The 26,089-nt window shown below is 34.9% G+C and carries 21 protein-coding genes and 1 other RNA gene; 12 read left to right on the top strand and 10 right to left on the bottom strand.

Translation table 11 applies throughout. From position 1 onward, the window contains the following. Positions 1–55: 55 nt before the first annotated feature. The 3 genes from CQ046_RS04160 to CQ046_RS04170 form a co-directional block, all read right to left on the bottom strand. Positions 56–946 (bottom strand): ribokinase, encoded by an 891-nt coding sequence (locus CQ046_RS04160; RefSeq protein ID WP_105701061.1) that lies wholly within the window; start codon positions 944–946, stop codon positions 56–58. A gap of 69 nt (positions 947–1,015) precedes the next feature. Beyond that, positions 1,016–1,651 (bottom strand): DUF4241 domain-containing protein, encoded by a 636-nt coding sequence (locus CQ046_RS04165; protein WP_105701062.1) that lies wholly within the window; start codon positions 1,649–1,651, stop codon positions 1,016–1,018. Positions 1,652–1,738: 87 nt separating this feature from the next. Continuing rightward, positions 1,739–4,354 carry a valine--tRNA ligase gene (locus CQ046_RS04170; RefSeq protein ID WP_105701063.1) on the bottom strand — a complete coding sequence of 872 codons (2,616 nt, stop codon included), beginning with the start codon at positions 4,352–4,354 and terminating at the stop codon, positions 1,739–1,741. A gap of 128 nt (positions 4,355–4,482) precedes the next feature. Between CQ046_RS04170 and CQ046_RS04175 the strand changes: the two genes are divergently transcribed. Further along, positions 4,483–4,947, top strand: coding sequence for a DUF1573 domain-containing protein (locus CQ046_RS04175; RefSeq protein WP_105701064.1), 465 nt, complete (start codon positions 4,483–4,485; stop codon positions 4,945–4,947). Positions 4,948–5,175: 228 nt separating this feature from the next. Then, complete coding sequence (locus CQ046_RS04180; protein WP_105701065.1) at positions 5,176–6,045, top strand: polyphosphate kinase 2 family protein; 870 nt, start codon at positions 5,176–5,178, stop codon at positions 6,043–6,045. A 100-nt stretch (positions 6,046–6,145) separates the two neighbouring features. Here CQ046_RS04180 and rnpB read toward each other — a convergent pair. Then, positions 6,146–6,469, bottom strand: an RNA gene (gene rnpB, locus CQ046_RS04185) — RNase P RNA component class A. Positions 6,470–6,645: 176 nt separating this feature from the next. Here rnpB and CQ046_RS04190 point away from each other — a divergent pair. The 10 genes from CQ046_RS04190 to CQ046_RS04235 all read left to right on the top strand — a co-directional run bounded on the left by CQ046_RS04190 (position 6,646) and on the right by CQ046_RS04235 (position 18,505). Next, positions 6,646–7,137 carry an RNA polymerase sigma factor gene (locus CQ046_RS04190; protein WP_002976998.1) on the top strand — a complete coding sequence of 164 codons (492 nt, stop codon included), beginning with the start codon at positions 6,646–6,648 and terminating at the stop codon, positions 7,135–7,137. Then, positions 7,130–7,804, top strand: a complete 675-nt coding sequence (locus CQ046_RS04195; protein ID WP_105701066.1) for a beta-carotene 15,15'-monooxygenase — start codon at positions 7,130–7,132, stop codon at positions 7,802–7,804. Before CQ046_RS04190 ends, CQ046_RS04195 begins: the two co-directional genes overlap by 8 nt. A 58-nt stretch (positions 7,805–7,862) precedes the next feature. Continuing rightward, positions 7,863–9,491: an AMP-binding protein gene (locus CQ046_RS04200; RefSeq protein WP_105701067.1), complete on the top strand. Its 1,629-nt coding sequence runs from the start codon at positions 7,863–7,865 to the stop codon at positions 9,489–9,491. Positions 9,492–9,822: 331 nt separating this feature from the next. Next, positions 9,823–11,451 carry an alpha/beta fold hydrolase gene (locus tag CQ046_RS04205; protein ID WP_105701068.1) on the top strand — a complete coding sequence of 543 codons (1,629 nt, stop codon included), beginning with the start codon at positions 9,823–9,825 and terminating at the stop codon, positions 11,449–11,451. A gap of 65 nt (positions 11,452–11,516) precedes the next feature. Then, positions 11,517–11,699 carry a class I lanthipeptide gene (locus CQ046_RS04210; protein WP_076596309.1) on the top strand — a complete coding sequence of 61 codons (183 nt, stop codon included), beginning with the start codon at positions 11,517–11,519 and terminating at the stop codon, positions 11,697–11,699. 70 nt (positions 11,700–11,769) lie between these two features. After that, positions 11,770–12,687, top strand: coding sequence for an LLM class flavin-dependent oxidoreductase (locus CQ046_RS04215; protein ID WP_105701069.1), 918 nt, complete (start codon positions 11,770–11,772; stop codon positions 12,685–12,687). Then, complete coding sequence (locus CQ046_RS04220; RefSeq protein WP_105701070.1) at positions 12,680–13,834, top strand: lanthionine synthetase LanC family protein; 1,155 nt, start codon at positions 12,680–12,682, stop codon at positions 13,832–13,834. The genes CQ046_RS04215 and CQ046_RS04220 overlap by 8 nt, the downstream gene beginning before the upstream one ends. Continuing rightward, positions 13,831–16,881 carry a lantibiotic dehydratase gene (locus CQ046_RS04225; RefSeq protein WP_105701071.1) on the top strand — a complete coding sequence of 1,017 codons (3,051 nt, stop codon included), beginning with the start codon at positions 13,831–13,833 and terminating at the stop codon, positions 16,879–16,881. Before CQ046_RS04220 ends, CQ046_RS04225 begins: the two co-directional genes overlap by 4 nt. Before the next feature lies 1 nt (position 16,882). Then, the gene (locus CQ046_RS04230; RefSeq protein WP_105701072.1) at positions 16,883–18,118 is read left to right on the top strand and encodes a DUF6625 family protein; all 1,236 of its coding nucleotides are present in this window, start codon (positions 16,883–16,885) and stop codon (positions 18,116–18,118) included. A 15-nt stretch (positions 18,119–18,133) separates the two neighbouring features. Then, positions 18,134–18,505 carry a hypothetical protein gene (locus tag CQ046_RS04235; RefSeq protein ID WP_105701073.1) on the top strand — a complete coding sequence of 124 codons (372 nt, stop codon included), beginning with the start codon at positions 18,134–18,136 and terminating at the stop codon, positions 18,503–18,505. Positions 18,506–18,571: 66 nt separating this feature from the next. Here CQ046_RS04235 and rpoN read toward each other — a convergent pair whose 3' ends face one another. The 6 genes from rpoN to CQ046_RS04265 all read right to left on the bottom strand — a co-directional run bounded on the left by rpoN (position 18,572) and on the right by CQ046_RS04265 (position 26,072). Continuing rightward, positions 18,572–20,035 (bottom strand): RNA polymerase factor sigma-54, encoded by a 1,464-nt coding sequence (rpoN, locus tag CQ046_RS04240; protein ID WP_105701074.1) that lies wholly within the window; start codon positions 20,033–20,035, stop codon positions 18,572–18,574. Between the two features lie 159 nt (positions 20,036–20,194). Continuing rightward, positions 20,195–21,643: an asparagine--tRNA ligase gene (gene asnS / locus CQ046_RS04245; RefSeq protein WP_105701075.1), complete on the bottom strand. Its 1,449-nt coding sequence runs from the start codon at positions 21,641–21,643 to the stop codon at positions 20,195–20,197. Between the two features lie 758 nt (positions 21,644–22,401). Then, on the bottom strand, positions 22,402–24,144 hold the full coding sequence (locus tag CQ046_RS04250) for a helix-turn-helix domain-containing protein (RefSeq protein ID WP_105701076.1): 1,743 nt from the start codon (positions 24,142–24,144) through the stop codon (positions 22,402–22,404). A gap of 156 nt (positions 24,145–24,300) precedes the next feature. After that, positions 24,301–24,942 (bottom strand): hypothetical protein, encoded by a 642-nt coding sequence (locus CQ046_RS04255; RefSeq protein ID WP_105701077.1) that lies wholly within the window; start codon positions 24,940–24,942, stop codon positions 24,301–24,303. A 29-nt stretch (positions 24,943–24,971) separates the two neighbouring features. Continuing rightward, the gene (locus CQ046_RS04260) at positions 24,972–25,436 is read right to left on the bottom strand and encodes a hypothetical protein (protein WP_105701078.1); all 465 of its coding nucleotides are present in this window, start codon (positions 25,434–25,436) and stop codon (positions 24,972–24,974) included. Between the two features lie 6 nt (positions 25,437–25,442). Continuing rightward, complete coding sequence (locus CQ046_RS04265; RefSeq protein WP_105701079.1) at positions 25,443–26,072, bottom strand: LA_2272 family surface repeat-containing protein; 630 nt, start codon at positions 26,070–26,072, stop codon at positions 25,443–25,445. Positions 26,073–26,089 lie beyond the last annotated feature (17 nt).

Genomic DNA, 26,089 nt, shown 5'->3' on the forward strand with positions numbered 1-26,089 from the left:
ATTTTACTTATATTTTTATGTTAAGTTTCAGACTTTTGATATGTCGTAAATAGTTTTAGGAAAAGAAATCTGAGATTCTTGGCAGTCCGGTCTGAGAGCCTTTACCTCCGGACACTCTTGATGAAACTTCATTTCCGAATTTAACACATTCTTCTATAGAATTCCCATGGCAAAGCGCAATGGCAAATCCTGATGTAAATGCATCTCCCATTCCCATTTTATGAACTTTTTCATCTTTATCATTTCTGTAATATTTCATCTCTGTACCATCAAAATAAATAGTTGAATTGGTGTCATCTCTTACGAAAACTTTATTGAAATATTTCTTAAGAACTTCTTCTCTTTTTTCTTCTCCGAAAATAATGTAAAGTTCATTACTCTTGGCTACAATAAAGTCAACCATTTCTAAGATATCTTCTCTGACTCTCATGGCAGGAGAAGCATATAAACCGACCTTCTTTCCGTACTGCTTAGCTTTTCTAACGGTATGTTCTACTACATCCATAGAAATCTCAAGTTGTATCAGTACAAGATCTGCAGTATGAAAATATTTTTCAGCCTCATCTATATGAGGTTTGCTAAGGTATTTATTGGCTGCCGGAACTACCACAATAGCTGCATTTCCGTGAGAGGTCGTTACATAGGCTGTCCCTGTAGCGTCCTTATCTGTTTCATGAACAAAGCCTACATTTACATTTTCACTTACCAGATTCCTCATGATCTGCTGCCCAAGAGGATCCATCCCCACACATCCTATAAAATATACACTTGCTCCCAACCTGGCAGTACCTACCGCCTGATTAGCCCCTTTTCCTCCAAAATAGCTATCTGATTTAATGGCTAAAACGGTCTCATTGGGCATAGGAATTTTTTCGGTTTCAAGAACCAAATCTATAGAGGAGCTCCCTACAACAATAATTCGGGGTTGTTCTGATGAGAAATTCATTGTGTTTTTGTATTAGCTTTAAAATTTATACCTGACAAAAATTGCGCTTCAAAAATAACTAATTTAAAATTAACTTATTTCAATAAATTCAGTAATTATTTTCACTGGTTGTTGATCTTTGCTGTAAGCTATATAACTTGCATAAAATCCTTCTCCATATCCGGTTTCAAAAGCAAATATAGTTCCGGGATGTTCTTTTGCTGGTTTCAGGAAGGCATACTGATCTATAGCTCCATTTTCATCAAAGAAATAATCATGGAAAAATTCTTCGTAGATTCCCATGAAATCTCCTCCTTTATTTTGATACAACCTCTGCTCCAGATCGTTGAGACTATTTTGGGTATCAACATCCATGAAGCATCCCATACCACTTTCTACAGGATATCCAAAAACTTCTTCTTTCGCCAGATCTTTTATATTCTGCCCCGCTGTAGTGGCCATTTTCCATTCTTTAATTTCAGAATTATTGAAAATAATTTCAGTATAGGCCACACAGTTGCTTTCTCTTTCTTTATGCAACATGACAGAAAAATCTCCTTTCGGAAATTCTGTGGTGAAAGGAAGCATATCATTGGTGATCAATGGATCGCAGGCAACCAGCTTACCACTGGAAAGGTAAATCTTTCCTACTTCAAAACTTTCCAGTAACGGACTTTCTACAAAGTCTTTCGAGAATAGTTTTTTTATGTTTTCTATGTGTGTCATTGTATTTATTCTTTTAAACCATCAGGCTGGATACAATTGTTCATGTGTATCCAGCCTGAGATTTTGACAAAATTTATTGTCTATATTTTATAAACTTTTCAGTTTTTCTTCAAGGATCGCAATCTTATCCAAAGCATCTTTTTGTTTCTGACGCTCAACCTCTACAACTTCTGGTTTTGCATTCGCTACAAATTTCTCATTGGAAAGCTTCTTTTCTACTGAAACTAAAAATCCTTTTAAATATTTTACTTCTTCTTCAGTTTTAGCTTTTTCTTCTCCTAAATCTAAGTTTTCACTTAAAGGGATAGAAACTTCTGTAGCTCCTACCAGGAAAGTAAAGCTTGGCTTATCCGTTTTCTGTCCGAAATGGATTTCAGAAATATTAGCCAGTTTTCTTATCACAGCTTCATTGGCAAATTCAGCAGCATTAGTATAAACCTCAGCGGCTTCCCTTGGTGAGATGCCTTTTGTCTGACGGTAGTTTCTAACTCCAGAAATTAATTCTGCCGCTGTTTCGAAGTTTTTGATAATTGTCTCATCAAATGCTTCTGCTTCTTTCTGCTGAGCAATTACCAAAGCCTCATCAATACTTCTTTCTGAAATAGTCTGCCATAATTCTTCTGTTAAGAAAGGCATGAACGGATGAAGAAGCTTTATTAGTTCTTCAAAGAAATAGATGGTTTTGTTATATACTTCTTTAGAAATTCCTTCTCCATAATTTGGCTTGATGGCTTCAAGGTACCAACCACAAAAATCATCCCAAATTAATTTATAGATCAAATGAAGGGCATCAGAAATTCTGAATTTCTCAAACTGATCATTAATTTCAGCAATTGTTTTGTTCAATTTATTTTCAAACCATTCAATAGCCTGATTATCTGTAGCAATAGCAGGTTTATCTTCATGATTCCACATATTGATTAAACGGAATGCATTCCAAATCTTCGTCATGAAGTTTCTTCCCTGAAGCATTAAATCTTCATCAAAAAGAAGGTCGTTTCCAGCTGCAGAGCTCAATAGAATACCTACACGTACTCCATCTGCTCCGTATTTATCCATTAATTCAAGAGGATCCGGAGAGTTTCCAAGAGATTTAGACATCTTTCTTCTCTGCTTATCTCTTACAATTCCTGTAAAATAAACATTCTTAAACGGAACTTCTTTTCTATATTCCAATCCGGCCATAATCATTCTGGCTACCCAGAAGAAAATAATATCCGGACCTGTAACCAAATCAGATGTTGGATAATAATAGTTGATATCTTTATTTTCAGGATCAAGTAATCCGTCAAATACAGACATTGGCCATAACCATGATGAGAACCATGTATCCAATGCATCGTCATCCTGTCTAAGGTTTTCTATAGTCAGACCTGAGTTTCCTGTTTTCTGTTTTGCCAGTTCTAAAGCTTCTTCTTTAGTTTCAGCAACTACAAAATCTTCATCTCCTTCTCCAAAGTAATAGGCAGGAATCTGCTGTCCCCACCAAAGCTGACGGGAGATATTCCAGTCACGGATGTTTTCCATCCAGTGCTTGTAGGTATTTTTGAACTTTTCAGGATAGAACTTAACCTCATCATCCATTACTACATCCAATGCAGGTTTAGCAATTTCAGACATTTTAAGGAACCACTGTACTGAAACTTTAGGTTCAATAACAGCGCCTGTTCTCTCGGAAGTTCCCACTTTATTTACATAATCTTCAGCTTTAAGCAAAAGATCTTTTTCTTCAAGTTCTTTAGCAATCTGCTTTCTTACGTCGAATCTGTTTTTTCCTGCATAATGTAAACCATGCTCATTAAGATTTCCGTCATCATCCAGCGCATCAATCATTTTCAACTGATGTTTCTGTCCGATTTCGTAGTCATTGATATCATGTGCAGGAGTAATTTTCAACGCTCCGGTTCCGAATTCAATATCAACATATTCGTCTTTAATGATTGGAACTACTCTGCCAACAATCGGTACAATTACATTTTTACCTTTCAGGTGAGCATATCTTTCATCATTAGGATTGATACATACAGCGGTATCCCCAAAAATAGTTTCAGGACGCGTAGTAGCAACTGAAAGAAATTCTTCAGATCCTTCGATTTTATATTTAAGGAAATATAATTTCCCGTTTTGTTCTTTAAATATTACTTCTTCGTCAGAGATATTGGTTTTCGCTTCCGGATCCCAGTTGACCATTCTATAACCTCTGTAGATTAATCTTTTATGGTATAGATCTACAAAACTTTTAATAACCTGCTGCGAAAGTTTATCTTCCAATGTGAAGCGGGTTCTGTCCCAATCACATGAACATCCCAGCTTTTTCAACTGCTCAAGGATGGTTCCTCCATATTTATTGGTCCAGTCCCATGCATGAGTTAAAAACTCTTCACGGGTAATATCTGACTTATTGACTCCTTCAGACTTCAGTTTAGCAACAACTTTAGCTTCAGTAGCAATTGAAGCGTGATCTGTTCCCGGAATCCAACAAGCATTAAATCCGCGCATTCTTGCACGACGGACCAGAACATCTTGAAGGGTATTGTTCAACATATGTCCCATGTGTAGTATCCCCGTCACGTTTGGCGGAGGAATGACTATGGTATATGGTGGTTTGTCATTAGGTTCTGAATGGAAAAATTTGTTTTCCAACCAGTAACTGTACCATTTTTGTTCTGTTTCCTGTGGATTGTACTTTTCTGAAATCTGCATAAATTCTATTTCTTTGGCTTGCAATTTGCAAAAATAGTCTAAAGAAAAAAATTTTTAAGCATGAATTAAAATAATTTTTAACTTTGTTTCACAAAATTTATCTAACAAACATATTAACATTCAAGAATATGAAAAAACTAATTGCAGGAATTGCATTATTCGGGACATTTGCTCTTGCATCTGCACAAACTATTACATTTGATAAAACGACTTTCGATTACGGAACTCTTAAGCCTAACGCTGATGGTACAAGATTCTTTACTGTAACGAATTCTGGTGATAAGCCATTGATCCTTTCCAATGTAAAGCCTTCTTGTGGATGTACAACTCCTGAGTTCAGCCAAGATCCGATTATGCCTGGGAAATCAGCTAAGATCAAAGTTGGATACAACACTGCTATTCCTGGTCCTTTCAACAAAATGATTGAGGTTTTCTCTAACGACCCTGCAAACAACAGAAGTGTAATCTACATCAAAGGTAACGTAGATGCTAACGCACCTGAGCCAAAAGTATTGACTCCTGCTGAGCAGAAAGAAGCTGCTAAAGCTGAGAAAAAAGCTGCAAAACTAGCTAAAAAGGCTGCCGCGAAGTAATCTCTACTCAAAAAAATAAAAGAACCGTCTCCACCGAGGCGGTTTTTTTATTACATTTATATTAGAATAGGTTGCAGATGATAGGTGATAGGCAGCAGGAAATAGTGTTGAAATTATTATATGTATTTAGGTTTTGGCTGAAGCCTTTGGACTTATTTCTCTTTAAAAACGGCTGGGCTAAAGCCCACCCTATTGAATTTTAATAACATAATCTTTTAATATTAATATATGGACACCGATTTCTCAGATGACTTTAAAATAAATGGAAAATTTTCAATAAAAAAAACGTCAACCTCATATAAAGGAAAACTTACTAAAGAAGAAGGAGCAGCAATGCTGATTCAGGAGAAAGAAAAGCTTCGTGAACTGCAGGAAAAATTATATGCTGATGGAAGCAAGTCTCTTCTTGTTGTGCTTCAGGCAATGGATGCTGCAGGGAAAGACAGTATGATAGAGCATGTTTTCGGAGGGGTAAATCCTCAGGGCTGTAATGTAACCAGCTTTAAAACGCCAAGCTCTAAAGAATATTCTCATGATTTTTTATGGAGACACTACCTTGCACTGCCACAGAAAGGAATGATTGGAATTTTCAACCGTTCTCACTATGAGAGTGTCCTGGTTTGCAAAGTACACCCTGAGTATAATTTAAGTGAAAAAACATGGTCTTCAGTAAAAGATTTCGATGGTAAATTCTGGGAAAACAGATATGAAAGTATCCGAAATTTCGAAAAACATCTTGCCCAGAACGGAACCACCATTGTAAAGATCTTTTTGCATGTCTCTAAGGACGAACAGAAAAAAAGGCTTTTAGACAGAATTGATGAACAGGAAAAAAACTGGAAATTCTCGGCAGGAGATCTTCCGGAAAGAGCCTTATTTGATCAATATATGGAAGCTTATGAAACGGCTATCAATGAAACATCAAAAGATCATGCTCCATGGTATGTACTTCCTGCTGACAACAAGTGGTTTGCAAGAGTAGCTGCTATCCAGATTATTATTGATACTTTGGAGAAAATGGATCTTAAATATCCAACGCTTTCTGATGAAGACAGACAGGAATTACAGGAATCTAAAAAACAATTGGAAGGCGAATAAATTGGAATGAAAGGAGGAAGCTTGAAGAATGGAGGTTTAAAATCATTACGTTTAAATAACTTCACTCTTCAAGCTTCTAACTTCCAGCTTTTTAAAAAAAATCACGAGAAAATCTATAAGCCGGATTCTGTACTTCCGAAGAAGTGCCTGTTATTTATCTACGTGGTACATTGCTGTAACACTTGAGCTGATTACCCCTCGGTTTTCAGGACGAGCCGCCCCTATTTCCATTGCTGAAAAGAACCGATATACTTACCATTGCACCGCAAAGAGTTTACCTGGTTTCACTACAGCCGAACTGTACCTGCTTTCTGTTGCACTTGTCCTACCCTCACGGGTGACGGATGTTATCCGCTTTGCTGCTCTATGGTGTCCGGACTTTCCTACCTCCCGAAAACGGGAAATCAACAAGCCGATTTTCTCGCGGTGGCAAAGATACATAAATTCTGTGGTAAAAAGGTGAAGAGGCAAAGGAAGCTAAGAACAGAGAGAACAGAATTTCACTTATTCTTCTTTTTTTTAATTTTATCTTTTCACGATTTTGAATTATAATTTTCACCAATTACCACTTTATCATTATCTTCGTGCCATTATATATCTATGGATTCCAGAGAAAAAGAATTTGCGCAACTTATCAAGGATAATCAGGGACTGATTATTAAAGTTTCGCGTCTGTACACCAATTCTCTGGAGGATGAGGAGGATCTTTTTCAGGAAATCGTGTTACAGCTCTGGAGAAGTTATGATTCCTTTAAAGGAAATTCCAAGATTTCCACTTGGATGTATCGTGTAGCGCTCAATACCGCCATTACCCTCTTTAGAAAAAAAAGCAAAAGCCTTCCTACGAATGAGCTGGACATCAACCACAGAGATTTTGTGGAAGATGATGATGAAAAACAACAACAGGTATCACTTTTGTATACTGTAATCAAGACTCTTCCTAATGTGGAAAGAGCTATTGTCATGATGTATCTTGACGATCTGCCTTACAAGGATATTGCAGAAAACCTCGGAATCACTGAAGTTAATGCACGTGTGAAAATGAACAGATTAAAGAAAACCCTTAAAGAACAGATGGAAAAATATGCCTGAATTTGATTTAGATAGTTTAAAAAAAACATGGCAGGAACAGCCTGTTCAGCCTAAATATGACAACAAGGAGATTCTTCAGATGTTGAATAGAAAATCACGTAATTACGTGAAATATATTTTCTGGATCAGTGTTGTAGAATTTCTGTTCTTTTCTGTATTGGGACTATTTTATCTTTTTCCAGAGGAAGAATCGGACAGTTTCCGTAAGATGTTAGAAAGGCTTGGTGCCCAGGAAGCTCCTGAAGTAGAGAACAACTTCGGTCATGTTTATTTAGCTATAAAGATCTTGAGTCTATTGATCACAGCCTATTTTGTCTTTAAATTTTATCAGAATTACCGAAAAATCAAGATTGAGGAAAATCTGAAGGGACTTATCACCAGAATTATTAAGTTCAAAACAACGGTCAATGCATTTATTCTAATCAGTATTGTATTATTAGTAGTCTTTACTTTTGTACTGACAGCATTTATATTTTATACTTTAAATTCTCAGAATATACAACCTAGCGGCTCCAACCTTACTATCATTATTGTAGGAATAGTTGTGAGCACTTTACTGGCTATATCCATGATCTGGTTTTATTACAGATTGGTTTATGGTACTATTATCAGAAAACTTGATAAAAACTTAAACCAACTTAAAGAAATAGATTCGCAGGAAAGTTAATATTCATAGGCATAGTTCGGGATATAATCATTAATTTTAGCCCACCAAATCTTAAACTATGCCCTTATCTTATGTATATGGAACTTCTGATGTTCCATTATTAGGACAGACCATCGGAGCCAATCTTAAAAGGACTGTCGAAAAATACCCCCATCAGGAAGCGTTAGTCTGTGTTCATCAGAACTACAGAGCTACTTACCAGGAATTTTATAATCAGACCACTGCTGTTGCGAAAGCTTTACTTCTTTTAGGCGCAAAAGCCGGCGACAGAATAGGGATCTGGTCTTCCAACCGCTATGAATGGGTACTTTTACAGTTTGCTACGGCGAGAATAGGAACTATTTTAGTTAATATCAATCCTGCTTACAGAACTCATGAGTTGACATACGTCCTTAATCAATCTGAAATTCGTTTTATTTTTTCTTCTTTAAGCTTTAAATCCAGCAACTACAAAGAAATGGTGGAATATGCCAAGGAGGTATGCCCTATTCTTGAGCATGAAATTTTCTTTGATGAAAACTGGGAAGAATTTGTGAATAACGGTCAGGATATTTCAGATGAATTTCTTCACAGTTTTGAGGAGCATGTACAGTTTGATGACCCTGTTAATATTCAATATACGTCCGGAACTACAGGTTTCCCGAAAGGGGTTACTCTTTCCCATCACAATATTCTCAACAATGGTTATTTTATTGGTATCAGATTAAAATATACGGAAAAAGATCGTGTATGTATACCGGTTCCTTTCTACCACTGCTTTGGTATGGTCATCGGAAATATGTGCTGCGTGGCTCATGGTGCCTGTATGGTCATTCCCAATGATAGCTTTGATCCGGATATTACCTTAAAAGCCGTTTCGGACGAAAAATGTACTTCTTTGTATGGTGTCCCAACGATGTTTATTGCTGAACTGGCAGTAAAAGATTTTGATACTTATGATTTTTCAAGCTTAAGAACAGGTGTTATGGCAGGTTCAGTATGTCCTCCGGAGATTATGAAAAAGGTGGAAAGCCTTATGAATATAAAAGAAATGAGCATTTGCTATGGAATGACAGAGACATCACCCGTATCTACTCAGACTTTAATAGGAACGCCATTGGAAAAACAGGTGAGTACAGTAGGAACTGTTCAGGATCATCTTGAAATAAAAATTGTGGATGAAAATGGCAGAACTCTTCAGCGCGGGGAACATGGTGAGCTTTGTACAAGAGGCTACTCTGTCATGCTGAAATACTGGAATGATCCCGAAAATACAAAAAAAGTACTGGATGATGCCCGCTGGATGCACACCGGAGATATGGCGGTAATGGATAAAGACGGCTATATAACGATTTCAGGAAGGATAAAAGACCTCATCATCCGTGGTGGAGAAAACATCTCACCAAAAGAAATTGAAGACTTTTTATACACCTATACCAACATTCTGGATGTTCAGATCATTGGAGTTCCTAGTGAAAGATTCGGGGAAGAAGTAATGGCCTGGGTAAAAGTGAGAAAAGGATTTGTCCTCACTGCTGAAGAACTTGAGGAATACTGTAAAGGAAGAATTGCCCACTATAAAGTTCCAAAATACTGGAAGTTTGTAGATGAATTCCCAATGACTATTTCCGGAAAAATAAGAAAAGTGGAGATGCGTGAAATTTCCATGAAGGAGTTGGGATTAGGCCATGTGAAAAGCAGTCAATAAGATTGTGCAGTATAATAAAAAGCTCCAATCAATAATTTTAGCTTCCTCTTCTTATCATTGAGCTTCATTTTTGCTTAAAAGAAATCAATAACTCTATTTTTTTTCAAAAAATAGAGTTATTTAATACACTAATACGTGAAAAACACAGAACACAAGCACTTTTCAAAAAATTATTTTTAATAAAAATTTGACATGCTTTTTTTGAAATAAACTAAAAACAATCATTAAATATGATTAAAAACAGAATATATGATAAATATTTTTTTACATTTTTTTTCCTCAAGATGTGATTAATATGAAATAAAATAATATATTTACAAAAAGCTAACTCATGAAAATTATATCGGTACTAGGTGCCCTTTTGCTTAGTATAACTATTTACTCTCAAAAAATCTCAGGGAAAGTTACCGATGAAAGCAACCAAGCTATTTCTTACTGCTCCATAAGTTTGGAGAATATAAATACCAGCACGATTACCGATATTAATGGTAACTATTCAATAGATATTCCTGAAAATGCAAAAAAAAGTGACTATATCATATTTGAATCTAATGGGTATGATGATAAAAAAGTTACTGTACAGCAGATAACAACAGATGCCCATATCAAATTAGGCAAAAAGGTTAATATTATTCCAGAAGTTAGTATAACTGGGAAAAAAACAAAAAATGAAGCATTGGGAAATACAAAAAGACCTATGCTTACCTTCTCTAAAATGTTTGATAAAAATGTTCCAACCATAGAGCAGGGACAAATATTCGATATTTATAAGTGGACGAAACTTAACAGCTATAATTTTTTCATTATTCCGAGTTCTAAATTCAAGGAAATTACTTTAAAGCTCAACATCTATTCTGTAAAGGATAATTTACCACAGCAATCTCTGCTTTATGAAAATATAATATTCAAAACGAATACCACAGGATGGCAAACCATTGATCTTCAAAAGTATAAATTAATTTATACGGATCTTGATCAGCTGGCGATTACTTTACAGCTTGTTGAAAGTGTTCCTCAGGATAATGCAGACTTCGTATTTGGAATTTCTGCAAAAAAAACATTGTCTAATGATCTGCTGTTCCGCTATCAAAGTCAGGGTAAATGGGAAGCCAGTAAAGGAAGTTTTATCTCCAATATTAATATCAATTATATGAAAGATAAAAATGAAAATACTCCGAAAAATATAAGCCAAACAGATAATAATACTGAAGATCAATCACTTATTGATTATTACAAAAATAAAGAGAAGGCAGGAAAAACGGTTTATGGAAAAAATAAATCCGGAAAGTATATAGATCTTAAGAATGCTAAAATATATTATGAAGAATATGGAAGTGGAGAACCACTTGTACTTCTTCATGGGAACAATGGCAGTATATCGGATTTCTACAATCAGATTCCTGATTTGGCCAAACAATTCAAAGTAATTGTATTAGATACGAGAGGACAAGGAAGAAGTACAGATCTTTCCACAGAAGATTATACTTATGAAAAGTTTTCTGATGACTTACTGGCAGTAACAAAAGAACTTAACATCAACAAATTCAATATTGTCGGATGGAGTGATGGCGGAATTACTGGTTTATTATTTACCATTAATCATCCTGATTTAGTTAATAAGCTGATTGTTGTTGGAGCTAATCTTAATCCGGAAGGCATAGAAACTAAAACGCTGGATATCTTTAAAAAGCAACTTGAAATAAAAGATGTTCCTAACCAAAGATTAATAAAACTGATGGTTCAGCAGCCACATATCGAGACAAATCAGCTGAAAACCATTAAAAATCCTGTTTTGGTAATCGCGGGAAGCAATGATGTGATCAAAGAAGAACATACCAAATTGATCAATAGCAGTATCCCAAATTCACAGCTCCTGATCGTTCCTGATTCGTCTCATTATGTTCCATTTGAGAAACCAGATCTGCTTAATAAGTCGATCATCAAATTTTTAAAAATATAATTTAATTGATAATAAAGCGGAAACCGAAAAGCTAACGAGTAGGTACAAATTAAAATTTTTAAACCATGAGCAAAAAGCTTACAAAAAAGTTAACTCTTAAAAAAGAGAAGTTATCTCAATTAAACTCTGAAGAAATGAAATCAGTAAAAGCTGGAAAAGAGCTAGTAACATCTGTTTTTGATTGTTCACACTGGACATGTACTGCTGGAAGCAGCAGATCTACTAACCTTTGCGTTTGTCCTGCTTAATTCATCAGAAACATTTTACAAAAAAACTGTAGCTACTCCGTAAGGGGTAGCTGCTTTTAATAGCTCTATTATGGCAAATAAATTAAAAATAGGCCTTTTAGAATTTGGCATAAGAGAAAATTCGCTCAACAATTCTAAGAAATCATTATACGATATCATTGACTATGCTACAAGAGCGGACGAACTGGGTTTCTCCAGATTCTGGGTTACTGAAAACTACTTTTCAAAAGCACATGACATGGCCTGGTCTACTCCTGAGATGCTGATTCCCATCTTATTAGGATTAACAGAAAAAATAAAAATAGGAATTGCAGGAGTTATTTTACCCTTACAAAGCCCTTTTAGAGTGGCTCACAATTATAAGCTGCTATCCAGTTTATATCCCAAAAGATTAGACCTCGGGTTCGTTAAAGGCCTCGTTGGTGAATATGATCTTAAATATTTCAACGTGGATGTAGATAAAGAAAATTATTTTTCATCCTTTCTTCCTAAACTGGAATCTACATTAAGCTTTTTAAGAGATGAAAGTGAATTTCTCAAAAAAGATTTAATTATCCCTCCTTACAAAGGAAATATTCCGGATGTATGGTATATGGGTTCTTCACACTCCGGTTTAAAAGTCGCTTTAGAGCATGACCTTAATTTTGCACGATCCATATTTCATGGAGAATCAAACAAAGAGTATCTGAAAGAAGAATTACAAAATTTCAGAACAGAATACAAAGCAAAACATGGAAAAGAACCTTCAATGGTCCTTACTTTTTCAGGTTGCTGTCATAAAACAAAACAAAAGGCGATCAACGTTGCTAAAAAAAGTACCAACAACGATATAAGCAACATAAGCCTTGTAGGAGACGGAAGTTTCTTTCAGGAAAAACTGCTGGAATTTAAAGAACTCTACGGATATAATGAATTTATGTTCAATAATATCTCGAGATCACACAAAGATTCCTTAACAGCTATTGAAATATTAAGCCAGTATGTATAAAGATAAAATCGACTTCTTTTTAACCCAAATTTCAGAAAAGTGTAATGAAGACAAAGGTGAAAACATCACATTCAGTCTGGGAAACGGGTACTATTCATTATTTTACAACAATGATGTGGAGATTGAAAAAATTGAGGATCTTATTGACATGGCCTCAGAAGCTTCTTATTCATCATTTGCTACCGGAAGCTTAGCCATCATTTACTTCATGAGGCTTCTGCATAATTCCAATATTATTACGGATGAAGACATTGAAAGCATAGAAGAAGATTCTATTGAATTTTTCCTGGAACTGCTTTCTACCGCTGCAGACAAAAAAGAGTACGATTTATTCACAGGTCTGATTGGATTAGGAATCTATTTTCTTGAAATTCAAAAAATGGATGCCGTTGCAAAAATAATATCCCACATAGACCATTTAAAACATGAAAGAAACCAATCCTTTTTCTGGATTGATCATATAGTAAAAGAAGACAATATCATTGACCTTGGTCTCGCCCATGGCCAGCCTTCTATTATATCCTTTTTAGCCGAATGCTATCATCAAGGCTGCGAGAAGGAAACATGTGCAAAACTGATCAGGGGAAGTGTCAACTTTCTAAAGGAACTTTACGAAGAAAACAAAGATGCCCAATTCATATTTCCTTCAAAACTCAATATCGCCACAGGAGAAAAACAGTTATCAGAAAGACTTGCATGGTGCTATGGTGATTTAGGAGTGGCAATAAGCATCTGGAAAGCTTACACCGTTTTACAGGATGAGGAGCTGAAAACGATGTGTCATTCGATGATTTTGAATGTATCAAAAGTAAAAGCTGACAGATCCGGAGTTTTCTATAGTCAAAAAAATGAGTGTATAGACACCGGAATATGCCACGGAACATCCGGCATCTCCCACATATTCAATAAATTCTACAGGATATTTCAAAATAAAGAGCTGAAAGAGGCTCATGATTACTGGATGTCTCTAACCTTACAACAACTGGATAAAGGAGCAAAATTTCCTTTCGACCTCAAGAATGACGAGTGGGTAGAACATACAGGACTTCTTGAAGGTATTTCCGGAGTAGGAATGGTATTGCTAGACTATCAGTATCCCGATAAAGCCAAAGATTGGGACAAAATTTATTTAATGAACATAGGATGAAATACAACGATATAGAAAAACTTAACTTTTACCTGCTGAGAACACCCCTTCTTCCACAGAAAAACATAGATAAGTGGGAAGAGGATATCCATACAGAAAGTTTCCGTAATACCATTTATTTATCATCACCGGATTTATATGAGCAGCTCATTCATTGGGACGAAAAAAAACTGTCCAAAGAAAAAGCTGATAAAATAAAAAAATCTCTGTTGAAATATTGGCTGAGAACTCATTTCAGAACCATTCCTTTTGGGACCAATGCCGGTGTAAGTATGGGCGAATGGAGTGACAGCACTCAGATTACCCTGAATAAAGATCAGGATAAAATATTTGCAAGACTGGATATGCAGCTTTTGCATGACATTACCGTAAAGCTGGAAGAGAATATGCAGGTGAGAAAAGTTTGTAAATTCTATACCAACAATACCATTTACAGCACTAAAAATAAATACCGTTATATTGAGCCTACTATCAAGGATTCAGGGTTGAAATATGAGATTATTTCTACCGAAAAAAACAAATATCTGAATTCTATCATAAAAGCCTGTCAGGATGGTTTAAAGCTTTCAGCAATCATAGAAATATTAGTTAATCAGGATATTTCTTATGAAGACAGTTTCGACTATATCAACGAATTGATAGATTCAAAAATTCTTGTCAGTGAACTTTCACCAAAGGTTACTGACAAGAATTTTCAGAATTTTATCTATCAGTTTTTAAAAGATTTGAAAATTCCAGCGGATAAAGAAAATAAAGAAAATGCAGAACTGATCCAAAGCCTGATTACCATCTTTGAAATTGTACAGAAAGCTAACGAAACCAATAGTACATTTCTTGCTGTTGATCAGATTTCTGAGATATTAACCTCAATCGGGATTAAAAATCACAAAAAGAATATCCTTCAGACAGACTTACTGAAAGGGAAAACATCCAATACACTGGATAAAAATATTTTTAAAGACTTTAAAAAAGTACTTTCCACAGTCTTTCAGATTGGAGCAGCAGATACTATTGACGCTCTGGATAATTTTAAAAAGGAATTCATCGCAAGATATGATCAGCAGGAAATTCCAATACTATTAGCACTTGATCCTTTGTCAGGGATCAACTACCCTTTGCATTCTGATAATGAAAATTCTAATTTGACAGACGGAATTCAGTTTAAATCTGAAAATACTACCAACATTATCCAGGGATCTTTGAAGTGGAATCAGTTTTTAGGAGAAAAGCTCATTAATGCCTTAAAAGACAATCAGGATTTAATACAAATCACACAGGAAGAAATTACTCCATTTTTAGAGGAGAATAAAAATATTCCTTTTTCAATGTCTTCACTGGTCCATATCTATGAAGACCAGGAAGGAAAACCTGTCATTTTCCATAAGTACAGTGACGGACCTTCATCTTCTACCTATCTGGGACGTTTTTGCCATATGGATGATCAATTGGAGGAATCAGTAAAAAATGCACTGTTGGAAGAAGAATCTTTCTTTGACGGGCAGATCATTGCTGAAGTGGTACACAATCCGCAGCCAAGGGTTGGAAATATTACGATCAGACCTCATCTGAGAAAGTATGAAATTCCTATCATCAACCGTCATAACACGGATGGTGAGCCCATTTATCTGAATGACATTATGATTTCTGTGAAAAACGACAGAATTGTTCTTCGTTCTAAAAAGTATAATAAAGAAGTTATTCCAAGTCTTTCATCCGCGCATAATTATAACCTGCATAAAGTACCGATGTATCATTTTCTATGTGATCTTCAGTATCAGCATACAACTCCTTCCTATAGCTGGAACTGGGGCATGTTTGTGAATTATGAATATCTGCCCAGAATAATGATCAACAATGTGATTCTTTCCAGAGCATCATGGTTATTGGATTATTCTAAAATTTTCAATGGAAAGAAGGCTTCTATTCAGGTTTTCAAAGAGTATTTAAAGGAAAAAAACATTCCTGAAATCTGTGTTTTCACAGAAAAAGACATGGAACTTCCTGTATTTACAAACAATCCTCTTTCTCTGGAAATTCTCTTTGACCATTTACTGAAAGAAAAACAGATAAGAGTTCTGGAAAACCTTTCCAGCCATTACAAAACTGTTACTAAGGATCAACAAGGAAATCATCACAGCAATGAATTTCTTGTTCCATGGAATAATTTCAACAGCAAAAAGAAAGATAAATTGACCCTTTTCCCTGTAAAAAATACAGTGACCCGAAATTTTGTTCCGGGAAGTGAGTGGCTTTTCTACAAAATTTATTGCAGTACAAAGGTTTCGGACCAGATTATTAAAGATACCCTCTATAAATTTGCCAATGGACTTGTTAAAAAAGGAGTTATCAAAAAATGGTTCTTCATCCGTTACAGCGATCCGGATATGCACATCAGAATAAGATTTCTGACAGCATCTCAAGATCACACCCTTTCTAACCAGATTTATCAGTTACTTGACAAATATCTGACCCGGGAAATGATTATCCATAAAATTGTTCTGGACACCTACAACAGGGAGATTGAGCGATATGGTGAAACCACAATAGACCAGATGGAAAGTATTTTTTACTTCGACAGTGAATGCGTCTGCCAATTACTGAGAGAAGTCGAATACACCGAAACTCCTATCTGGAAAGCTGCCGTTGCCGGAATCAACAGGATTCTGGATGATTTCGGCTATAACATGACGGAAAAAAGAGATATTCTGCAGCAGCTTTCCAATGGATATGGAAGCATGCTGGATGATCATTCTAAACAGACATTAAAAGATAAATATAGAGATCACAGACATCAGACCCTGGAACTTCTGGCAGGCACGGATGAGTTCTCTAAAATTCTGGATATAAGGTCTAAAAAAACAGCCCGTTACATTGCTGAAGTTAAGGAACTGCAGTCTCAGCAAATGGTAAAATCATTGGTGGTAAGCTATATTCATATGTTTATCAACAGAACATTTGCTTCAAAACCCAATATCCATGAGTCTGTTTTATACTACTTCTTGCATAAAAGCTATGACTCGTTACTGAATATTAAAAAACTGACATAAGATGACCAGAATCGCATTAATAAACTGTTATTTTGGCAAAAGCTGGCCTGAGTATTTCAACCATTTTTTATACAGCTGCAAATACAATCCGGATGTTGATTTTTTATTATTTACCAACCTGGAAGCGCCTTTTCATCTACCGAATGTTCATTTTATAAAGATCAGTAGTCTTGCTGAATTCAGTGCAATAGCAAGCGAAAAACTGAATTTATCCATCAACATTTTGGATGGTTACAAACTGTGTGATTTTAAGCCCACTTATGGATTAATTTTTCAGGATTATTTAAAGGAATACGACTTTTGGGGATATTGTGACATTGATATTATTTTCGGGAATATCCGGTATTTTATCACAGAGAAATTATTGAAAAAATATGATGTTATTTCGCCCCACAAAAACTATCCTGCGGGATTCTTCACCCTATTGAAAAACAATGAACAGTGCATTAACCTTTTCAAACAGAGTAAAGATTATGCGCATATTCTACAAAATACACGTCATTTCTGTTTTGATGAATGTAACTTTGAGTTTAATCTTGTTCATACCAAAGATATTACTGAGATCCAAACTGAAATTGAAAGTTTCACTCTTGTGGTAAGGAAGCTGGAACTTCAAAAGAAAATTAAATATTATCACAAAAATATTGTTCAGGAGTTTGTTTATTCCAATGTAACCCACCATTGGGTGGAAGGTAATATTTTCAATACTGTAACAGAAAAACAATACCTGCTGATTCATCTTATCAATCTGAAGGACAATCCACATTTCTTTATAGATCGTTTTGAACCTAAGGGCAATTTTTCAATTTCACCAAAAGGGATTCATTATAAATCTAACAAGGTTTCCTATCCTTTAAAAAAGATCAGGAGAAATATAGAGAGAAGAGTAACCAATACCCGTTACAGATTTCTATTATGGAAATCCAGGCTTCTTGCTTACAATCAAAAACAACATGTCAATTTTCTGGAAGAACAGTCTTATAAGATCGGAAAAACCCATATTACTTTTTACCCGCAGGACAAAAATAAACTGATCATTATTAACGAAGGCGAGAATGCGCTCCATTATAATCAGTTTTCTCTTTATAAGCTTAAGGGCAATCAATGGATAGGAATAAGTAAAAAGAATATCAGTGCGATTGATTTTCATTATAAAAATGAAGAAAATATTCCCTATAAAATAAGCATCAAGAACATAAAGAATCGTATAACAGAGAATGCATACTATATTTATTAAAAAATTTCAGCATTTATGATTGCAAAATATGAGTATCTCCTGTCCTTTAATTTTTTGTTGAAGAAATTTGTACAGCAGCATAAAAAAGCAGGAAAAATAAAAGACTATACCCTACCGCTGGAAGATTATAACTTCTACAGTTTTTACAATATACTACAAGATGATTTTGACATTGAGGCAATGGTGATAAGGCTGGACGAGTGGGAAGATATTGAAGAACTTAGCTTTCCCGCTATTGCTTTCTTAAAGATCAATGGAGGAATATTTGTTCTGATGAATGATTATAAAGATGGAAAAATACATTGGGAAAGCAAAGAATATGGAAAACAGGTGAATACATTCAGTCTGTTCAAAAGGATAAGTGACAATATATTTCTGATTTCTTAAGGGGATCAGGTGGATTTAAAATAAAAAAGGTGAATAAACATATTCACCTTTTTTATTTTTATCAACTTAAAGTTCTTTTCTTAATCTTGCAACAGGAATATTGAGTTGTTCACGATATTTTGCAATCGTTCTTCTGGCAATATTATAACCCTGTTCTTTCAGAATTACCACTAATGCGTCGTCTGTAAGCGGCTTTCTTTTATTTTCTTTACTGATCACTTCCTGAAGATGGTTTTTGATTTCTTTGGTAGAAACTTCCTCTCCATCGTCATTTGTTAAGCTGTCTGAGAACAAATCTTTAAGGTATACGATTCCGTTAGGAGTATCTGCATACTTACTTTTTACCACCCTTGAAATCGTGGAGATATCAAATCCTGTAATATCAGCAATATCCTTCAGAATCATTGGTTTCAGCGACTTTTCGTCTCCGGTGATGAAATAATCCTTCTGGAACTTTACAATGGCTGTAATCGTCTGTAATAAGGTGTTCTGACGCTGATTAATGGCATCAATATACCATTTTGCAGCATCCAGCTTTTGTTTTATAAATAAAGCAGCCTGTTTATGTTCTGATGAATTTTTATCATGAGAATAAGTAGTCAGAATATCTTTATATTCTTCAGAAACTCTTAAAGTAGGTGCATTTTTGCTGTTCAGCATAGGAATTACCAGCCCGTCTTTTACCTGAATCACAAAATCCGGAATAATTTCCTGATTAATTGTAATCGTCTGGGTATCAAAGTTCCCTCCTACTTTCGGAGAAAGTTTTGAGATTTCATCCAGAGCATCTTTCAGATCGTCTTCTTCAATATCATATTTCTGAATGATCTTATTATAGTGCTTATTCGTTAAGGCTTCAAACTGATGTCTTAAGATATTGGCAGCCAAAGAAACCGCTTTGTCTGAGCTTACTTTCTTTTCAATCTGTAATAGTAAACATTCCTGCAGACCTCTTGCTCCCACACCAGACGGATCCAGTTTCTGAACATAGTTCTCAAGGATATCCTCTACTCTTTCTTTCGTTGTATAAATCCCTTGGGAGAAAGCCAGATCATCAACAATAGATTTGATCTCTCTTCTCAGATAACCATCTGTATCTAAGTTTCCGATAAGATATTCTGCAATCTTCAGATCTTCTTCACTGATATTAATCAGATGAATCTGTTCTGTAAGATAGTCATATAAAGACTGTCCTTCTGTCAGAAGGCTTTCGTTATCAAATTCCTCATCATCCGGAGAGTAGTTGCTGGATGCAGTTTTATAGCTTGGTTCATCGTCATAAATATATTCATTGACGTCGAAATCTGTTTCAATGCTTTCTGTACCCTCATCCTGATAAGCGTCTTCCAGAGAAGAATACTCATCCTCTTTAGAATCCTCTTTTGCAATTTCCAAAGCCGGGTTTTCTTCTAACTCTCTCTCCAATTCCTCTTCAAATTCAAGAGTATGAAGTTGAATAAGCTTCATCAACTGGATCTGCTGAGGGGCCAGCTTCTGTCCTAATTTGAGTTGTAAGTGTTGTTTAAGCATATTCTAATTTGCGTTTTAACATAACATATTCTACGAATTTAATAAATTTATTTGATAAAAAACACATTTAGCATGATTTTTGCATGACTTACCTTAATATAATAAACTATTAAATAATAAAAAAAGCCTTAACTTGTGATTAAGGCTTTTTTTATTGTTCTAGAATTCAGCGCTTTTCGGTGTTCTAGGGAAAGGAATTACGTCTCTGATATTTGTCATTCCTGTTACGAAAAGAACTAGCCTTTCCAGTCCTAAACCAAAGCCTGCATGCGGCACAGAACCGAATTTTCTGGTATCAAGGTACCACCAAAGCTCGTGTTCATCTACATGCATATCTGTCATTTTCTGTTTTAATACATCTAATCTTGCTTCTCTTTCTGATCCACCGATGATTTCACCAATACCCGGGAAAAGAACATCCATAGCAGCAACGGTTTTGTTGTCATCGTTCAGTTTCATATAGAAAGCTTTGATTTCTTTCGGATAGTCAAATAATACTACCGGACTTTCGAAATGCTTTTCTACAAGGTATCTTTCATGCTCAGACTGAAGGTCTGTTCCCCATTTTTCAACCGGGTAAGCAAATTTTCCTTTTTTGTTTTCTTTAGAGTTCAATAAGATTTCGATAGCTTCTGTATAGCTTACACGCTTGAAACGTTTAGCCACTACATTCTGAAGTTTTTCGATAAGACCTTCTTTTGCTCTTTCTTTTTCCGGTTTTGTTTTCTGCTCTTCTGCAAAACGGTTGTCTAAGAACTCAAGATCATCTTTACAGTTATCCAATACATACTGGATCACATATTTTAAGAAATCTTCCGCAAGGTCGATGTTATCTTCAAGGTTGTTGAATGCCACTTCCGGCTCAATCATCCAGAACTCAGCAAGGTGTCTTGTTGTGTTAGAATTTTCAGCACGGAAAGTAGGTCCAAAAGTATAGATTCTTCCCAATCCCATTGCAGCAGTTTCTCCTTCAAGCTGTCCGGAAACGGTAAGGTTGGTTTTCTTACCAAAGAAATCCTGAGAAAAATCAATTTCCCCTTCTTCAGTTTTCGGCATATTGTTCAGGTCAAAGTTTGTTACTCCAAACATTTCACCTGCTCCTTCTGCATCTGCTCCCGTAATAACCGGAGTATTGATATAGAAAAACTGGTTCTGGTTGAAGAACGAGTGAACAGCAAAGCTCACTGCGTGACGCACTCTGAACACTGCTCCGAAAAGGTTGGTTCTGAATCTTAAGTGTGCCTGCTCACGAAGTTTTTCCAGACTGTGTTTCTTAGGCTGAAGAATCGTACTCTGAAGCTCTTCTGTAAAATTATCTCCTAAAACAATGATCTTTTTAGCAATAATTTCCACAGATTGTCCTGCTCCCTGGCTTTCTACCACTTCACCTACTACTTTAAGGGAAGAAGCAGTACTGATATTCTTAAGGATCGCTTCATCAAAATTTTCGAAATCAACAACTATCTGCAAATTATTAATCGTAGAACCATCATTAAGCGCAATAAAGCGATTAGCACGGAAGGATCTTACCCATCCGTAAACTGTAATGTCATGATGTAATACTTTCTTGTAATCCTTTAGGACTTCTTTGATCGTTTGCTTTTTCATTTGTTGATGATAAATTTTTTATATAAAAATTAATGTCCGCAAAGTTACAAAAAAACAGCGCAACTTGATGATTGCGCTGTCTTTAAAAATCATTTAACAAGCATTTAAACTTTCTGTTCAGGAATTTCACCTTTTTTCTTCTGCTTACTCTTCTGCATTTTCAGGTTACATTTATACTCAATATTGTCCTGAACTTCAATAAAATCCGTATTGATCCGGAATGAACACTTTACACTATCACTTTTAAAAAGAATAAAATTTTATTTTACTCTGAGCTTTCATGGAATTAGTTTTACTGAAATGGTTATTAGTTTTTAAGTGATAACTCTGTGGTACATTACCGGCCATACATCCATTTTTAGACTATACTATACTTTTAAACTTTGTGGCGGATTCACCGGATTTTGTTTTTAACTGCTTATGATTTTTAAATAATCACTACACTTTATATTTTTAAATTTCTGAACAATTATCTCATTATTTACATTCTATTTTCTTGGTTATTCTTTCAGGTTTTTATCCTCTTTATTTATTAATTTTTATGCTCCAATTCCCGACTTGATATTTTAATTAATCAACAGTTTGGAATTGATATCCTGTATTGTGCACATACAAAATAAATGGTTGTGTTTTTACCTGAAGCAAAGATGCAGGAAGTGGAATAACGACACAAGTGTATGGTATATAGATTCATAAATTTATATACCTAAAATCATGAATTTATAAATACAAATAAAATGAAAATCAATAAGTTAAACTTATTTTCCGGTCATATTTTCAATTTCTTTCAGATAGATAGAAAGAGGTGTTCCGGTTCGTTTTTTGAAGGCTAAAGTGAAAGCTTGCTCATTATTATACCCTAATTCTTCGGCAATAAAAGGAATTTTATAGGATCTGAATTTTCTGTCATTGGCCAGTCGGCTGATGGCGTAATCAATACGGAGATCATTAAGATATGTGGCAAAGTTTTTTCCTTTGTGGGTATTGATAATTTCCGACAGATATTTCGAGTTGGTTTTTATTTTTTTGGCAAGACTTCCCAACGTAATTCCTCTGCTTAAAAACTGATCTTTGTTTTCAAATATTTCAAGGTCTTTTAAAATGTTTTGAGCAATATCTTCAGAAATTGTTCTGGTAGTCCTGTCTTCTGAGCTTCCTGTATTTTCTATCGGAAGAGTTTCAGAGAAGGTTTCTTTTTCTGGTTCAGATTTATAATCTCTATCAAACCTTCTTTCATTAGCCGATAGAATCAGATCCTGAGCAATCTTTTTATAGTTCTTTTCAGACTTTTTATATTTAAAATAAACATTAATGAATAGCAGGTGTGATATCAGCAAAAGACTTAGAACAATATAAAAAAGGCTTTTTCTCTTTGTAAGCTCATTGGTAATGCTTTCTTTTTCCTGCTGAAGTTCCGGTGTATCATATCTTCTCGGAAGTTCTCTGGAAATATATCTGAACTGGGTATACAGTACATTGTCCACTTTTAAAAACCGTTCTACATAATAAAGCTGCTTCTCAGTATCGCTGTTTTCTTTATAATAATCAATTAGATAGGTGTATACATCTCTCAGTTCAGGATAAATATAGTTTGTTTTAAGAACCATAGAATCTATCTTTCGGAAAAAATCTACGGCTTTATCTTTTTGTTGAAGTCCGGCATAAGATTTTCCCAAATATAAAAGAGTATAATTCTGGCTTCTTATATCACTAATATTGTTCGTAAAGAAATATTTCTCACATTCTAATAGACCTTCAATAGCTTTCTGATATTTTTTTGAATGCAGATTATAATACCCCAAAAGCCCAAGGTTCTCATAATAACGGTAAAGATCTTTATTTTTCCTGGATTCTTGTAAACCATCCTGTATCAGGATATAAGCAGAATCCATCTTATTGATTTCAATGTAAGCATCAGCCAAATTCATTTTGAGCGTCTTTTTCTCATCCTCATTCATATAATCTGCATCATAAGCGTAGTGTCTCAGCACTTTAGCTGTCTCTGCATGTTTTCCGATATAATTATTCAGATAGGCAATACTGATATGTGCCATGGCAATCTGCCTTTTATTTCCTTTTTCTTTGGCATATTTCAGTCCAAGGATATAATTATTCAATGCAGACTGGAGATTATTATTTTTAAAATAAAGATTTCCTCTTAACAGATAAATTCTGGCCGGATAAGTATTTTCTTTGGAGCTTTGGGTGATATGTTGTAAGCTGTCTAGATCCTTTAATGCATCAGATAAATTTTCTTCGAAATGACGCATGACATATCCTTCAGCAGTATGCATCGCATCTTTTTCAGATTTTGCCTTTTTAAGATAATAATCTGCAATACTCTTACTGTTTCCCTCTCCCATACGATTACTATAGAATTCTTTTTCCAATTCCTCATAAGTTCGTTTTTCCGGAGTATTTTTTTCTTCATTATTGGTCTGTGCATGACAAAACACAGCGCCAATAATCAAAAACAGTAATAAAAACTTAATTTTCATCATTCATCCTAGCTATATTACAAAAATATTATTTTTCTTCAGTAGACACACCACTCCTTTTACTTTTTTCCAAGTATTAATCAATATTTTCATTAAAATTAATGATAATAATTCTACAAAGAGAGAGTACTGCGTTAAAAATTGTACGCTCTCCAAAAATTATTTCCATTCTACCCTGCCTTCCAAATAATATACCCTTCCCTTGTCTTCGTAAAGAAGATCATACCCTTGCGATGTCAGGTAGAAATGACAGACTTTCATCTCACCGTTTCTGTCTTTAAACTGAAGAACAGCAGGACACATTTTTGCCCAATCTATTTTCTTCACTATCAGATTAAAATTCTTCTGAATATTCTTTTTGCTGTATAGAGACAGCATTCTGTCATCAATAAAACGGACATATTTCAAAGAGGAAAGAGGATAATTGATCAATTTAAAAGGTTGCCCCGCCAGTTTAGCGGCATTTTCGTTGAAAAAATTCGTGATTGAAAGGCTGTCATTTGTAATTTTCTTCACCACACTTGATTCATATCTTTTTCCATCTGCAAATTCCATACTGTAAATGGCTTCCATTTTAATAGCAAAACCTTTTCTGGATTTTATTAAATCTTTAAAGTCTGTAAATTCTTTCCCTTTTTTGAGGACGATCAAAACATTTCCTTCTCCAAAATCACAGTCATAATATTTTTTATAGTCAAAGGTTTCTTCTGTTGAAGTATTCACTGTATCGTTGATTGTATTTTGTGAAAAAATACGTACTGAAAACAGTAATAAAAATAATATCAGTTTATAATTTTTCATGATTGAATTATTTAAGGGTTTAAAATCATTTAAAAAACAAGGTTAATTCCTAAACCAAAGCGGAATCCTTTAATTGGAAAAGGTTTATACGTATTATATTCGAAGTTGTACCCGAATTCTGCACAAAAGAAATGGTAAAAGTTGATTCCTACTTTGGGTGAAACCGTATAGGGCGAAACTCCTGCTCCGACATATAGAGATGATACCTCTGCGCCATCCCGAAACGAAACCACTTTTCTGAAATAATCAAACTCCGGAATGACCAACAGCCTTCTTTCGTCCCACCAGTTAAAATGGCCTCTTAAGCTGTAATAATTCTTATCACCATCAGTCAGTTTTGTTCCTATGGACCAGAATGCCTTACTGTCCATTGAAGTTCCTTCAATTCTGGTACTGAGAAGAAGAACCAGCCACTTTTTCTCTTTAATTTCTTCAAACTGAGCTTTCAGAAAGCCACAAAGAAATAGCGTAATAATTACAACAAGTTTTTTCATCACTTCTTATTTTCTTTTTTGTTTCTTAAAATTCCAGTTGATTAAAGGCAGTTTTCTCTTTCCGTTCTCATTCCACCCACCAATCTGTATTCCTCTGAAATCATCACATTTATTGTATAAACCGATCTGTATTCCCCTGCATCTATGCCCAATATTGGCCAATGGAGCTACAGAAACCCCTTTTATTTCATGATGCAGATTAAAAAATGGAGAGACAGCCATTCCGTTGGTCACAGCATAAGTATTGACATTACTAGAAACATTGATCTCCAAACCATTAGTGACTGTGGGTTCCATATTGATAAGCGACAATTGAAGTCCGTTGATCATATTCATCTTTTCGCGGGGAACAATAACATAATCATCGTTGCTGGGTAAACTTAAATTGAACAGCATTAACGGCGGCAGGAAAACACCCAGAAAATTGAATCCCATTCCCAAACCGTTTACTTTTTTAGGTTTAAAATGCTCTTCTTCATCAAAATATTTAAATAAAAGGCCATTAACATTTCTTACGTTCTTTGAAGGTGAAGCGGCAATCAATCTCGGTTTCAAAGAATCTACTTTTATACTGTCTGATGCATACACCAGACTATTGAATAAAAGAACTGCTATTAATAAAATTCGTGTTTTCATAACTCTTATTTTAAAAT

This window comes from Chryseobacterium sp. MYb7 (assembly GCF_002979455.1).
GTDB lineage: Bacteria > Bacteroidota > Bacteroidia > Flavobacteriales > Weeksellaceae > Chryseobacterium.